The following is an 11873-nucleotide window of genomic DNA, read 5'->3' on the forward strand; positions in this document are numbered from 1 at the left end:
CACATTTGGATCTCCTTATATCTCCCGATCTTAGATATCCCCAGGCACCCTCGCCTTCTCCAGCGCCTCTTCCCGGCTGATCACGCCCTGCGTGACCAACGCCTTCAAACTCATATCCAATGTCTTCATCCCCAACGCCCCGCCGGTCTGGATAGCCGAGACCATCTGCGCCACCTTGTCCTCACGAATCAGATTACGAATGGCTGGCGTGCCCAACATGATTTCATGGGCCGCCACGCGCCCGCCGCCGAGCTTCTTCACCAGCACCTGTGACACCACCGCCTGCAACGACTCCGACAACATTGAGCGGACCATGGCCTTTTCGCCGGCCGGGAACACGTCGACCAGCCGATCCACGGTCTTTGCCGCGGAGGTAGTGTGCAAGGTGCCAAATACCAGATGCCCGGTTTCAGCCGCCGTCAGGGCCAGGCGGATGGTTTCCAGGTCACGCAGTTCGCCCACCAGGATCACATCGGGGTCTTCACGCAGCGCCGAACGCAGGGCTACCGAAAAACTGTGGGTGTCGCGGTGCACCTGGCGCTGGTTGATCAGCGCGATTTTCGGCCTGTGGATAAATTCGATAGGGTCTTCGAGCGTAAGGATGTGCTGGCGCCGATGCTGATTGAGGTAATCGATCATTGCCGCCAGAGTGGTGGACTTGCCGGAGCCAGTGGGTCCGGTCACCAGCACCAGGCCACGTGGCAATTGGGCGATGCGTTGGAACACCGCCCCGAGACCCAGGCTATCCAGGCTCTGGACTTCGGCCGGAATAGTACGAAACACCGCGCCCATGCCGCGATCCTGTTGGAATACGTTGGCCCGGAAGCGCGCTACACCCGGCAGCTCGAAGGCAAAATCCGTTTCAAGAGATGTTTCGAAATCCTTTTGCTGGTATTGATTGAGCAAAGGGCTCAATAAATCCGCGACTTGCGGGGCAGAAAGCACCGGCCAATCCATCGGCCAGACTTCGCCATCGATTCGCCACATCGGCGCCAGCCCCGCCGACAGGTGCAGGTCGGAGGCGCCACGGCGCACGCCGGCCACCAGTAATTCAGTGATATCCATAGGGCTTTCCATTTCCAGTAGAATGCCGCGGACTCCATATCCACGGGCGCATCTTGAATGTCGACGATAGCAGACAACATCGGCCTGGTTAGCCAGCGCATCCGCGCCGCAGCCGACGCCGTGCAACGTGACGCAAGCAGCATCCACCTGCTGGCCGTGAGCAAGACCAAACCCGCCCAAGCAGTGCGCGAAGCCTATGCCGCCGGGCAGCTCGAATTCGGCGAAAACTATCTGCAGGAAGCCCTGGGCAAACAGGCTGAATTAACCGACCTGCCCTTGAGTTGGCACTTCATCGGCCCCATTCAATCGAACAAGACGCGCGCTATCGCCGAGAACTTCGCTTGGGTGCATTCCGTGGACCGCCTCAAAATTGCACAACGCCTGTCCGAACAACGCCCGGCCGACCTGCCGCCGCTGAACATCTGTATCCAGGTCAATGTCAGCGGCGAAGCCAGCAAGTCCGGCTGCACGCCCGCCGACTTGCCGGCCCTGGCCAATGCCATCAGTGCCCTGCCGCGCTTGACGCTGCGTGGCCTGATGGCAATCCCCGAGCCGACTGAAGATCGGACCGAGCAAGATGCAGCGTTCGCTACCGTTCGCGACCTGCAAAACAGCCTGAACCTGCCGCTCGACACGCTTTCCATGGGCATGAGCCACGACCTTGAGTCGGCCATCGCCCAAGGCGCCACCTGGGTGCGGATCGGTACCGCCCTATTTGGCGCCCGTGATTACGGCCAGCCGTGAAATGGCTGACCTCCCTCTGAATAAGGACCTGTCATGAGCAACACGCGTATTGCCTTTATCGGCGCCGGTAACATGGCGGCCAGCCTGATCGGCGGCCTACGGGCCAAGGGCCTGGACGCCGCGCAGATCCGCGCCAGCGACCCGGGCGCCGACACCCGTGCGCGCGTCAGCGCCGAGCACGGTATCGACACCTTTGCCGACAATGCCGAGGCCATCCAAGGCGTCGACGTGATCGTGCTGGCGGTCAAGCCACAAGCCATGAAGGCCGTCTGCGAAAGACTGCGCCCAAATCTGCAACCGCATCAGTTGGTGGTGTCCATCGCTGCCGGCATAACCTGCGCCAGCATGAAGAAGTGGCTGGGGGCCCAGCCCATCGTGCGTTGCATGCCCAACACTCCGGCTCTGCTGCGCCAAGGCGTCAGCGGTTTGTATGCCACCGCCGAGGTCAGCACCGAACAACGTGACCAGGCCCAGGAGCTGCTGTCCGCCGTGGGCATTGCCCTGTGGCTGGATCAGGAACAACAACTGGACGCGGTCACCGCCGTCTCCGGCAGCGGCCCGGCGTACTTCTTCCTGCTGATTGAAGCCATGACCGCCGCCGGCGTGAAACTCGGCCTGCCACGGGAAGTCGCTGAGCAACTGTCCGAGCAGACCGCCTTGGGCGCCGCGAAGATGGCCGTGTCCAGCGATGCGGATGCCGCCGAGCTGCGCCGTCGCGTGACCTCACCAGGCGGCACGACGCAGGCCGCCATTGAATCGTTCCAGGCCGGGGGCTTTGAAGCCCTGGTGGAAAAAGCATTGGGTGCCGCTGCGCACCGATCGGCCGAAATGGCCGAACAACTGGGCAACTAAGGAGCCAATATGATTGGTTTGAACACCGCAGCCGTCTACGTGCTGCAAACCCTCGGCAGCCTCTACCTGCTGATCGTGCTGTTGCGTTTCGTGCTGCAACTGGTACGTGCCAACTTCTACAACCCGCTCTGCCAGTTCATCGTCAAGGCGACCCAGCCGCTGCTCAAGCCGTTGCGCCGGGTGATCCCGAGCCTGTTCGGCCTGGATATGTCGTCGCTGGTGCTGGCGATCCTGGTGCAGTTGGCCTTGATGGCGCTGACACTGCTGCTGACGTACGGCACCACCGGCAATTTCATACAGTTGCTGATTTGGGCAATCATCGGCGTGACCGCGCTGTTCCTGAAGATTTTCTTCTTCGCCTTGATCATCAGCGTGATCCTGTCCTGGGTCGCCCCGGGTAGCCACAACCCTGGCGCCGAACTGGTGAACCAGATCTGCGAGCCCGCCCTGGCGCCATTCCGCCGCCTGCTGCCGAACCTGGGCGGCCTGGATATCTCGCCGATCCTGGCGTTCATGGTGCTCAAGCTGCTGGACATGCTGGTGATCAACAACCTGGCCACCATGACCGGGATGCCTGAGATTCTGCGCCTGCTGATCTGACGCAAACAAATGAGGGAGGAGCTTGCTCCCTCCCTCATTTCGCAGCGCGCAGGCCTTTGCTTGCCGCTGGGTGCAGTGGTCTTTAGACTTACGCCTCATTTAAACGAGAGCAGGGTCGATGCCAGCTGCCTTTCCCCCCGATTCTGTTGGTCTGGTCGTGCCCCAAGTGGCGCACTTCAGCGAACCCCTGGCCCTGGCCTGCGGCCGTTCTCTGCCCGCCTACGACCTGATCTACGAAACCTATGGCCAACTGAACGCCACGGCGAGCAACGCCGTGCTGATCTGCCACGCCTTGTCCGGTCATCACCACGCAGCAGGCTTCCACAGTGCCGACGAGCGCAAGCCCGGCTGGTGGGACAGCTGTATCGGTCCCGGCAAGCCCATCGACACCAACAAATTCTTCGTGGTCAGCCTGAACAACCTCGGCGGCTGCAACGGCTCCACTGGCCCCAGCAGTATCAACCCGGAAACCGGCAAGCCGTTCGGCGCCGACTTCCCGGTGCTGACCGTGGAAGACTGGGTACACAGCCAAGCGCGTCTTGCCGATTTGTTGGGCATCAACCAGTGGGCCGCCGTGATCGGTGGCAGCCTGGGCGGGATGCAGGCACTGCAATGGACCATCACCTACCCTGATCGCGTACGCCATTGTCTGGCCATCGCCTCGGCCCCCAAGTTGTCGGCGCAAAACATCGCCTTCAACGAAGTGGCGCGCCAGGCGATCCTCACCGACCCCGAGTTCCACGGCGGTTCGTTCCAGGAAGCGGGCGTGATTCCCAAGCGCGGCTTGATGCTGGCGCGGATGGTCGGGCATATCACCTACCTGTCCGATGACTCCATGGGCGAAAAATTCGGCCGTGGTCTCAAGAGCGAGAAGCTCAACTACGATTTCCACAGCGTCGAATTCCAGGTCGAGAGCTACCTGCGTTATCAGGGCGAGGAGTTCTCCGGGCGTTTCGACGCCAACACCTATTTGCTGATGACCAAGGCCCTGGACTATTTCGACCCGGCGGCCAACCACGACGATGACCTGGCGAAAACCTTCGAAGGCGCCACGGCCAAGTTCTGCGTGATGTCGTTCACCACCGACTGGCGCTTCTCCCCGGCCCGCTCCCGCGAGCTGGTGGATGCACTGATGGCCGCACGCAAAGACGTGTGCTACCTGGAGATCGATGCGCCGCAAGGCCACGACGCCTTCCTGATTCCGATCCCGCGTTACTTGCAGGCGTTCGGCAATTACATGAACCGGATTACAGTGTGAGAACGCCATGAGAGCCGACCTGGAAATCATCCAAGAATGGATCCCCGCCGGCAGCCGCGTGCTTGACCTGGGCTGCGGCGATGGCGAACTGCTGAGCTGGCTGCGCGACAACAAGCAAGTCACCGGCTATGGCCTGGAAAACGACCCGGACAACATCGCCCAGTGCGTGGCCAAGGGCATCAACGTGATCGAGCAGGACTTGGACAAGGGCCTGGGTAACTTTGCCAGCAACAGCTTCGACATCGTGGTGATGACCCAAGCCCTGCAAGCGGTGCACTACCCTGACCGTATCCTCGACGAAATGCTGCGCGTGGGTCGCGAGTGCATCATCACCTTCCCTAACTTCGGCCACTGGCGCTGCCGCTGGTACCTGGCGACCAAGGGTCGCATGCCGGTGTCGGATTTCCTGCCTTACACCTGGTACAACACGCCGAACATCCACTTCTGCACCTTCGAAGACTTCGAAGCGCTGTGTGGCGAGCGTGAAGCCAAAGTGATTAACCGACTTGCCGTCGATCAACAGCACCGTCACGGCTGGGCGAGTAAACTATGGCCCAACCTGTTGGGCGAAATCGGTATCTACCGGGTCAGCAGTCCTGGCCTGACCGACCACAAAATTGCCGTCTAATCATTTTCCAGAGGGGCGCTCATGAGTCGCTTGGCTATTTTTCTACTGACCGCTTGCCTGGGTGCCAACGCCTTGGCAGCCGACGCTATCGACGCAAATCGCAAGAAAGACTTCGGCGATATCACCGTTCACTACAACACCTTCACCTCCAGCTTCCTGCAACCGGAAACCGCCCAGAAAGTCGGCGTGGTACGCAGTAAGGAAAAGGGCTTGATCAATGTGACCGTGATCAAGGGCGTGACCCCCGTGGCCGCACAAGTAACGGGCACCATCAAGGATCTGGGCGGCAAGAGCGAGATCCTCACCTTCAAGCAAATCAACGAAAAAGGCGGGATCAATTATCTCGCGCCCTACGCCGTGACCCAGCGGGAATACAAGACGTTTACCATCAACGTTGAAACCGGCGGCAAAGCCCATAGCTTCCAATTCAACCAGGAACTGTTTCCGGCGGAATGATGAACCTTACCCAGCTCGTACTCGCCAGCCATAACGCCGGCAAACTCAAAGAACTGCAGGCCATGCTCGGCGACTCCGTGCAACTGCGCTCGATTGGCGAGTTCAGCCAGGTCGAGCCGGAAGAGACAGGCCTGTCGTTCGTCGAGAACGCCATCCTCAAGGCGCGCAATGCGGCGCGTATCTCGGGCCTTCCGGCGCTGGCGGATGACTCTGGCCTGGCGGTGGATTTTCTCGGCGGAGCCCCTGGCATCTATTCGGCGCGCTACGCCGATGGCAAAGGTGACGCGGCCAACAACGCCAAGTTGCTGGACGCCCTCAAGGACGTGCCGGACGCCGAACGCGGCGCGCAGTTCGTCTGCGTGCTGGCCCTGGTGCGCCATGCGGACGACCCGTTGCCGATCCTTTGCGAAGGCCTGTGGCACGGGCGCATCCTGCATGCGGCCAGCGGTGAGCATGGTTTTGGCTATGACCCGCTGTTCTGGGTGCCAGAGCGCAATGTCTCCAGCGCCGAACTGAGCCCGGCCGACAAGAACCAGATCAGCCACCGAGCCCGCGCAATGGATTTGCTGCGCCAACGCCTGAGCCTGAAATGACCCACGACACCCAGGCGCTGCCGCTGATCCACGGCGGCGCGCAAACACCTCGGGCGGCCTTGCCCGTGCTGCCGCCCCTGGCGCTGTATATACACATCCCGTGGTGCGTACGTAAATGCCCGTATTGCGACTTCAACTCTCACACCGCAAGCAAAGTGCTGCCGGAAGAAGAGTACGTGGACGCACTGTTGGCCGACCTCGATCAGGATCTGCATGCCGTTTACGGCCGGGAACTGAGTTCGATCTTCTTCGGCGGTGGCACCCCAAGCCTGTTCAGCGCTGCAGCACTGGGTCGCCTGCTCAAAGGCGTGGAAGCGCGCATCCCGTTTGCCGGCGATATCGAGATCACCCTGGAAGCCAACCCCGGCACGTTCGAACAAGAGAAGTTCGTGGCGTACCGCAAGCTGGGGATCAACCGCCTGTCCATCGGTATCCAGAGCTTCCAGCAGGAAAAACTTCAGGCCCTGGGCCGTATCCACAATGGCGACGAAGCTGTACGCGCTGCCGGGATGGCGCGCCAGGCCGGATTTGATAACTTCAACTTGGACCTGATGCACGGTTTGCCCGATCAGTCCCTGGACGACGCCCTCAGCGACCTGCGCCAGGCCATCGCGCTCAAACCCACGCATTTGTCTTGGTACCAGTTGACCCTGGAACCCAACACGGTGTTCTGGAACCAGCCGCCGGCGCTGCCAGAAGACGACACCCTCTGGGACATCCAGGAAGCAGGCCAGGCACTGCTGGCCGAGCACGGTTACGCCCAATACGAAGTGTCAGCCTATGCCCAACCGGGCCGCCCGGCGCGGCATAACCTGAATTACTGGAGCTTCGGCGACTTTATCGGCATCGGCGCCGGCGCCCACGGCAAGCTCAGCCATCCGGACGGGCGCATCGTGCGCACCTGGAAGACCCGCGCGCCAAAGGACTACCTGAACCTGGCCAAAAGCTTCCAGGCTGGGGCGAAGGAGCTGACCAATGACGAGCTACCTTTCGAGTTTCTGATGAACGCTCTGCGCCTCACCGACGGCGTCGACGCCAGGCTCTACGCCGAGCGCACGGGCCTCGACCTGACGAGCCTCGACGAGGCACGTCGCGAGGCAGAACAAAGTGGCTTAATGCAGGTCGAACCGTCACGCCTGGCGGCCACTGATCGCGGGCAACTCTTTCTCAATGACCTGTTGCAGAAGTTTTTGAGCTGACGCTCTAAGGAATTCGAATGGATTTGGTACTCGACCTGCTCGCCACCGTATCCCGCTGGAGCCGCAGCAACCTGTCGGAAATCTCCCTAGCGCTCGTGGGCTGTTTGCTGGTGCTGTTCGGCGCAGATATCAAGGGCTGGGTCGAAGCACGCCTGGGCAGCATCGCCGGCGCCTTGCGCGTCCCGCTGATGGCATTGGTGTGCATGGTCGGCAGCGGCGCTGCATTGATCTACGCCACACCGTGGATTGTGCGGGGCTTGAGCCAGTTCAATAACTACAGCCTGGCGCCGGTGTTGGTGGTGGTGCTGGTGTTGATTGGCGTCGTCGCCGATCGCCGCTGACCTCAAATCCAACACAAAACAACTGTGGGAGGGGGCAAGCCCCCTCCCACATTGAATTGCATTTCACGCCAGTGGCGAGTTACGCCAACTTCTCAAACTTCAAATCCCAAACCCCATGCCCCAACCGCTCGCCGCGACGTTCGAACTTGGTGATCGGACGCTCAGCCGGGCGCGGCACGCATTTGCCATCTTCGGCCAGGTTGCGGTATCCAGGGGCAACGTCCATCACTTCCAGCATGTATTCGGCATACGGCTCCCAGTCGGTGGCCATGTGCAGGATGCCGCCAACCTTGAGCTTGCTGCGCACCAGTTCCGCGAAGGAAGCCTGGACGATGCGGCGTTTGTGGTGGCGGGATTTATGCCATGGGTCCGGGAAGAACAGCATCAGGCGGTCAAGGCTGTTGTCGGCGATGCAACGGTTAAGCACTTCAATCGCGTCGCAGTCGTAGACCCGCAGGTTAGTCAGGCCTTGAGTCAGGACGCCGTTAAGCAGTGCGCCAACACCTGGGCGGTGTACTTCCACGCCAATGAAGTCTTGGTCCGGCGCGGCAGCGGCCATTTCCAGCAGGGAGTGGCCCATGCCGAAGCCGATTTCCAGTGAGCGCGGGGCCGAACGGCCAAACACTTGGTCGTAGTCCACGGGCGCATCGGCCAAGGGCAATACGAACAGCGGCGTGCCCTGCTCCAGACCCTTTTGCTGGCCTTCGGTCATACGACCGGCGCGCATCACAAAGCTCTTGATGCGGCGATGCTTGGACTCGTCGCCTGCTTCTTCCACGGTGTTCGGCGTTTCGTTTGATTCAGTCATCAATGGCTCTTACTTGATCAGACCATCCAGCGGCGAAGAGGCGCTGGCGTAGAGTTTTTTCGGCATGCGCCCGGCGAGGTAAGCCAGGCGGCCTGCGACGATGGCGTGTTTCATGGCTTCGGCCATCATGATCGGTTGCTGAGCATGGGCGATGGCGGAGTTCATCAGCACAGCGTCGCAACCCAGCTCCATGGCGATGGTCGCGTCGGAGGCAGTGCCTACGCCCGCATCCACCAGTACGGGAATCTTGGCTTCTTCGAGGATGATCTGCAGGTTGTACGGATTGCAGATACCCAGGCCGGAACCGATCAGACCGGCCAGCGGCATCACGGCGATGCAGCCGATTTCCGCCAATTGACGGGCGATGATCGGGTCATCACTGGTGTAGACCATCACGTCGAAGCCTTCCTTGACCAGCGTCTCAGCGGCCTTGAGGGTTTCGATCACGTTGGGGAACAGGGTTTTCTGGTCGGCCAGCACTTCCAGCTTCACCAGGTTGTGACCATCAAGCAGCTCACGGGCCAGGCGGCAGGTGCGCACGGCTTCAATGGCGTCATAGCAACCGGCTGTGTTCGGTAGGAAGGTGTAGCGATCCGGCGACAGCACTTCGAGCAGGTTCGGCTCGCCCTCGATCTGACCGAGGTTGGTGCGGCGTACGGCGAAGGTCACGATTTCAGCGCCCGAGGCTTCGATGGCCAGGCGGGTTTCTTCCATGTCGCGGTACTTGCCGGTGCCGACCAGCAAGCGGGACTGGTAGGTACGACCGGCCAGGACGAAGGGCTTGTCGCTACGAACGATGCTCATGGGAAATCCTCGAAATGGGGTGAGGTTCTGCAGAATTCGGGCAGGCGACTAGCCGCCGCCGATGGCGTGGACCACTTCAACCTGATCACCTTCGGTGAGCGCAGTCTCGGCGTGGAGGCTACGCGGAACGATATCCAGGTTGAGCTCCACTGCGACGCGACGCCCGGTCAGGTCCAGACGGGTCAGCAGGGCCGAAACGGTTTCACCGTCGGGCAGTTCAAAGGATTCGCCGTTCAACAGAATGCGCATGCCGCGGGCCGCCATCGTTTTTAGGGGCCAGCATTCTAGCTTGATTGGCGTTGCCGGCCCAAGTCCCTTGGTCAGACGACCTGCAAGCGCCAGGCAAACAAACCGAGGAAGAACCAGCCGAGCAAGAACGCCAGGCCACCGAACGGCGTGATGATGCCGAGCTTGCTGATACCGGTCATGGTCAGCACGTAGAGGCTGCCGGAAAACAGCAGGATACCGATGACAAACGAGATACCGGCCCAAGTCACCAGGCGACCGGGAAGATGGGCGGCCAGCAACGCCACGCCGAACAGCGCCAGTGTGTGCACCAGTTGATAGGTGACTCCGGTATGGAAGATCGCCAGGTACTCGGCGCTCAGACGGTTTTTCAGGCCGTGGGCGGCAAACGCGCCCAAGGCCACACCGGTGAAGCCGAAAAACGCGGCCAGCATCAGAAAGCTACGCAGCATAGGGAACTCCAGTCAGACTCATCGGGCAGGGTCTGTATAATGGCCCGCTCAACGGGTTCGGCCAAGCCATCTCTATGCTGCGTCTCCTATTCAAACGCTTTCTCAACGTCGTGAAATGGTTTGCCATCGGCAGTGTTTTGCTGGTGCTGCTGTTTCGTGTCGTCCCGCCGCCCTTCACCGCCCTGATGGTGGAGCGCAAGGTCGAATCCTGGTTCGACGGCGAACCCATTGACCTGCAGCGCACCTGGGTGCCGTGGGACGAGATCTCCGATGAGCTCAAAGTGGCGGTGATGGCCGGTGAAGACCAGCGCTTCCCGCAGCATTGGGGCTTTGATTTCGGCGCGATCCAGGCGGCGATCCTGCACAACGAGCGCGGCGGTTCGATTCGCGGCGCCAGTACATTGAGTCAGCAGGTGTCGAAGAATCTGTTCCTGTGGGCTGGCCGCAGTTATTTGCGCAAAGGGCTGGAGGCCTGGTTTACCGGGTTGATCGAGGTGCTGTGGCCCAAGCAACGGATTCTTGAGGTGTACCTCAATAGCGTGGAATGGGATGAAGGCGTATTCGGCGCGGAGGCGGCGGCACGGCATCACTTCGGCGTAAGCGCCAAGGGCTTGTCCCGGCAGCAGGCCAGCTATTTAGCGGCGGTGTTGCCTAACCCACGGGTATGGAGTGCCAGCCACCCGACCGCTTATGTGGCGCGGCGGGCGGCGTGGATTCGCCAGCAGATGAGCCAGCTAGGCGGAGATGGTTATCTGGTGGAACTGAACAACTCGCGCAAAGCGCCTTGGTCCGACTGATACAACACAAAAAAATGTGGGAGGACGCTTGCTCCCGATAGCGTTGGATCAGTCATTTTAATGTCGACTGACACTCTGCTATCGGGGGCAAGCCACCTCCCACATTTTTAAGCGGCGCTTTTAAGCGGCGATCGACAACTTCAGCTTGTTCATCGCGCTTTTCTCAAGCTGACGAATTCGCTCGGCCGACACGTTGTACTTCTGCGCCAAGTCGTGCAGCGTGGCTTTTTCTTCCGCCAGCCAGCGCTGGTAGAGGATGTCACGACTGCGGTCGTCCAACACTTCCAGCGCTTCGTGCAGGTTGTGGTTGGAATTGTCGCTCCAGTCGGCGTCTTCCAGTTGACGCGCCGGGTCGTACCGGTGGTCTTCCAGATAGTTGGCCGGCGATTGGAAGGCGCTGTCGTCGTCCGCTTCCGCGGCCGGATCGAAGGCCATGTCATGGCCGGTCAGGCGACTTTCCATTTCGCGCACTTCACGGGGCTCCACACCGAGGCTTTCGGCCACGCGGTGGACTTCCTCGTTGTTCAGCCACGCCAGGCGTTTCTTCTGGCTACGCAGGTTGAAGAACAGCTTGCGCTGGGCCTTGGTGGTCGCGACTTTCACAATGCGCCAGTTGCGCAGGATGAACTCGTGGATTTCCGCCTTGATCCAGTGCACGGCAAACGACACCAGGCGCACGCCCATCTCAGGGTTGAAGCGCTTTACAGCCTTCATCAGGCCGACGTTGCCTTCCTGAATCAGGTCAGCCTGGGCCAACCCGTAGCCGCTATAGCTACGGGCGATATGTACGACAAAACGCAGGTGGGCGAGCACCATCTGCCGAGCCGCCCCCAAATCCTGCTCATAGTAGAGACTCTCGGCCAGTTCACGCTCCTGCTCGGGCGTCAGCAATGGAATGCTGTTGACCGTGTGCACATAGGCTTCCAGGTTCGCACCAGGGACCAAGGCATAAGCAGGTTGCAAAGAAGTGGTCATACGAAAAAACCTCCGACTCACATAACTCGTGCAGTTCAGCACTGCGAAAATTGAC

Annotated in this window: 16 protein-coding genes; 10 read left to right on the top strand and 6 right to left on the bottom strand. The window is 60.7% G+C overall.

Annotation, left to right across the window (positions count from 1 at the left end; translation table 11 throughout):
* Window positions 1-30: 30 nt before the first annotated feature.
* Window positions 31-1065: a type IV pilus twitching motility protein PilT gene (locus G9Q84_RS04685; protein WP_122756281.1), complete on the bottom strand. Its 1035-nt coding sequence runs from the start codon at window positions 1063-1065 to the stop codon at window positions 31-33.
* Between the two features lie 57 nt (window positions 1066-1122).
* Between G9Q84_RS04685 and G9Q84_RS04690 the strand changes: the two genes are divergently transcribed.
* The 9 genes from G9Q84_RS04690 (at window position 1123) to G9Q84_RS04730 (ending at window position 7736) form a co-directional block, all read left to right on the top strand.
* The gene (locus tag G9Q84_RS04690) at window positions 1123-1809 is read left to right on the top strand and encodes a YggS family pyridoxal phosphate-dependent enzyme (RefSeq protein WP_032884134.1); all 687 of its coding nucleotides are present in this window, start codon (window positions 1123-1125) and stop codon (window positions 1807-1809) included.
* 33 nt (window positions 1810-1842) lie between these two features.
* Window positions 1843-2661: a pyrroline-5-carboxylate reductase gene (gene proC, locus G9Q84_RS04695; protein WP_181642961.1), complete on the top strand. Its 819-nt coding sequence runs from the start codon at window positions 1843-1845 to the stop codon at window positions 2659-2661.
* A gap of 9 nt (window positions 2662-2670) precedes the next feature.
* A complete protein-coding gene (locus G9Q84_RS04700) occupies window positions 2671-3261 on the top strand; it encodes a YggT family protein (protein WP_032884137.1) in 591 nt (196 codons plus the stop codon).
* A 118-nt stretch (window positions 3262-3379) separates the two neighbouring features.
* Window positions 3380-4519 (top strand): homoserine O-succinyltransferase MetX, encoded by a 1140-nt coding sequence (metX, locus tag G9Q84_RS04705; RefSeq protein WP_095185132.1) that lies wholly within the window; start codon window positions 3380-3382, stop codon window positions 4517-4519.
* A gap of 7 nt (window positions 4520-4526) precedes the next feature.
* Entirely contained in the window at window positions 4527-5147 is a 621-nt protein-coding gene (gene metW / locus G9Q84_RS04710; protein ID WP_181642962.1) for a methionine biosynthesis protein MetW, read from the top strand.
* Window positions 5148-5168: 21 nt separating this feature from the next.
* Window positions 5169-5603, top strand: a complete 435-nt coding sequence (locus tag G9Q84_RS04715) for a DUF4426 domain-containing protein (RefSeq protein WP_032884139.1) — start codon at window positions 5169-5171, stop codon at window positions 5601-5603.
* Window positions 5600-6196: an RdgB/HAM1 family non-canonical purine NTP pyrophosphatase gene (gene rdgB / locus G9Q84_RS04720; RefSeq protein ID WP_025859581.1), complete on the top strand. Its 597-nt coding sequence runs from the start codon at window positions 5600-5602 to the stop codon at window positions 6194-6196. The genes G9Q84_RS04715 and rdgB overlap by 4 nt, the downstream gene beginning before the upstream one ends.
* Entirely contained in the window at window positions 6193-7395 is a 1203-nt protein-coding gene (gene hemW, locus G9Q84_RS04725; protein ID WP_242461393.1) for a radical SAM family heme chaperone HemW, read from the top strand. The genes rdgB and hemW overlap by 4 nt, the downstream gene beginning before the upstream one ends.
* Window positions 7396-7412: 17 nt before the next feature.
* Window positions 7413-7736: a DUF3392 domain-containing protein gene (locus G9Q84_RS04730; protein WP_032884141.1), complete on the top strand. Its 324-nt coding sequence runs from the start codon at window positions 7413-7415 to the stop codon at window positions 7734-7736.
* A gap of 79 nt (window positions 7737-7815) precedes the next feature.
* Here the strand turns inward: G9Q84_RS04730 and trmB are convergent, their stop codons facing one another.
* The 4 genes from trmB to G9Q84_RS04750 all read right to left on the bottom strand — a co-directional run bounded on the left by trmB (window position 7816) and on the right by G9Q84_RS04750 (window position 10046).
* Window positions 7816-8544, bottom strand: coding sequence for a tRNA (guanosine(46)-N7)-methyltransferase TrmB (trmB, locus tag G9Q84_RS04735; RefSeq protein ID WP_032884142.1), 729 nt, complete (start codon window positions 8542-8544; stop codon window positions 7816-7818).
* 9 nt (window positions 8545-8553) lie between these two features.
* Window positions 8554-9348, bottom strand: coding sequence for a thiazole synthase (locus tag G9Q84_RS04740; protein WP_032884143.1), 795 nt, complete (start codon window positions 9346-9348; stop codon window positions 8554-8556).
* 48 nt (window positions 9349-9396) lie between these two features.
* Window positions 9397-9597 (bottom strand): sulfur carrier protein ThiS, encoded by a 201-nt coding sequence (gene thiS, locus G9Q84_RS04745; RefSeq protein WP_032884144.1) that lies wholly within the window; start codon window positions 9595-9597, stop codon window positions 9397-9399.
* 71 nt (window positions 9598-9668) lie between these two features.
* Window positions 9669-10046, bottom strand: coding sequence for a DUF423 domain-containing protein (locus G9Q84_RS04750; RefSeq protein ID WP_181642963.1), 378 nt, complete (start codon window positions 10044-10046; stop codon window positions 9669-9671).
* A 74-nt stretch (window positions 10047-10120) separates the two neighbouring features.
* On the opposite strand from G9Q84_RS04750, the gene mtgA reads away from it, so the two are divergent.
* Complete coding sequence (mtgA, locus tag G9Q84_RS04755; protein ID WP_032884148.1) at window positions 10121-10843, top strand: monofunctional biosynthetic peptidoglycan transglycosylase; 723 nt, start codon at window positions 10121-10123, stop codon at window positions 10841-10843.
* Between the two features lie 120 nt (window positions 10844-10963).
* Here mtgA and rpoH read toward each other — a convergent pair whose 3' ends face one another.
* The gene (gene rpoH / locus G9Q84_RS04760) at window positions 10964-11818 is read right to left on the bottom strand and encodes an RNA polymerase sigma factor RpoH (protein ID WP_003176698.1); all 855 of its coding nucleotides are present in this window, start codon (window positions 11816-11818) and stop codon (window positions 10964-10966) included.
* Between the last annotated feature and the right edge of the window lie 55 nt (window positions 11819-11873).

The sequence above is a fragment of the Pseudomonas sivasensis genome (assembly GCF_013778505.1).
Lineage (GTDB): Bacteria > Pseudomonadota > Gammaproteobacteria > Pseudomonadales > Pseudomonadaceae > Aquipseudomonas > Aquipseudomonas sivasensis.

Bases quoted from the DNA above. Each gene is read 5' to 3' on its own strand.
- rdgB (WP_025859581.1), top strand. From the start codon at position 5,600: ATGATGAACCTTACCCAGCTCGTACTCGCCAGCCATAACGCCGGCAAA.
- G9Q84_RS04715 (WP_032884139.1), top strand. From the start codon at position 5,169: ATGAGTCGCTTGGCTATTTTTCTACTGACCGCTTGCCTGGGTGCCAAC.
- hemW (WP_242461393.1), top strand. From the start codon at position 6,193: ATGACCCACGACACCCAGGCGCTGCCGCTGATCCACGGCGGCGCGCAA.
- G9Q84_RS04730 (WP_032884141.1), top strand. From the start codon at position 7,413: ATGGATTTGGTACTCGACCTGCTCGCCACCGTATCCCGCTGGAGCCGC.
- proC (WP_181642961.1), top strand. From the start codon at position 1,843: ATGAGCAACACGCGTATTGCCTTTATCGGCGCCGGTAACATGGCGGCC.
- G9Q84_RS04750 (WP_181642963.1), bottom strand. From the start codon at position 10,046: ATGCTGCGTAGCTTTCTGATGCTGGCCGCGTTTTTCGGCTTCACCGGT.
- rpoH (WP_003176698.1), bottom strand. From the start codon at position 11,818: ATGACCACTTCTTTGCAACCTGCTTATGCCTTGGTCCCTGGTGCGAAC.
- G9Q84_RS04685 (WP_122756281.1), bottom strand. From the start codon at position 1,065: ATGGATATCACTGAATTACTGGTGGCCGGCGTGCGCCGTGGCGCCTCC.
- thiS (WP_032884144.1), bottom strand. From the start codon at position 9,597: ATGCGCATTCTGTTGAACGGCGAATCCTTTGAACTGCCCGACGGTGAA.
- mtgA (WP_032884148.1), top strand. From the start codon at position 10,121: ATGCTGCGTCTCCTATTCAAACGCTTTCTCAACGTCGTGAAATGGTTT.
- G9Q84_RS04690 (WP_032884134.1), top strand. From the start codon at position 1,123: ATGTCGACGATAGCAGACAACATCGGCCTGGTTAGCCAGCGCATCCGC.
- metX (WP_095185132.1), top strand. From the start codon at position 3,380: ATGCCAGCTGCCTTTCCCCCCGATTCTGTTGGTCTGGTCGTGCCCCAA.
- trmB (WP_032884142.1), bottom strand. From the start codon at position 8,544: ATGACTGAATCAAACGAAACGCCGAACACCGTGGAAGAAGCAGGCGAC.
- G9Q84_RS04700 (WP_032884137.1), top strand. From the start codon at position 2,671: ATGATTGGTTTGAACACCGCAGCCGTCTACGTGCTGCAAACCCTCGGC.
- metW (WP_181642962.1), top strand. From the start codon at position 4,527: ATGAGAGCCGACCTGGAAATCATCCAAGAATGGATCCCCGCCGGCAGC.
- G9Q84_RS04740 (WP_032884143.1), bottom strand. From the start codon at position 9,348: ATGAGCATCGTTCGTAGCGACAAGCCCTTCGTCCTGGCCGGTCGTACC.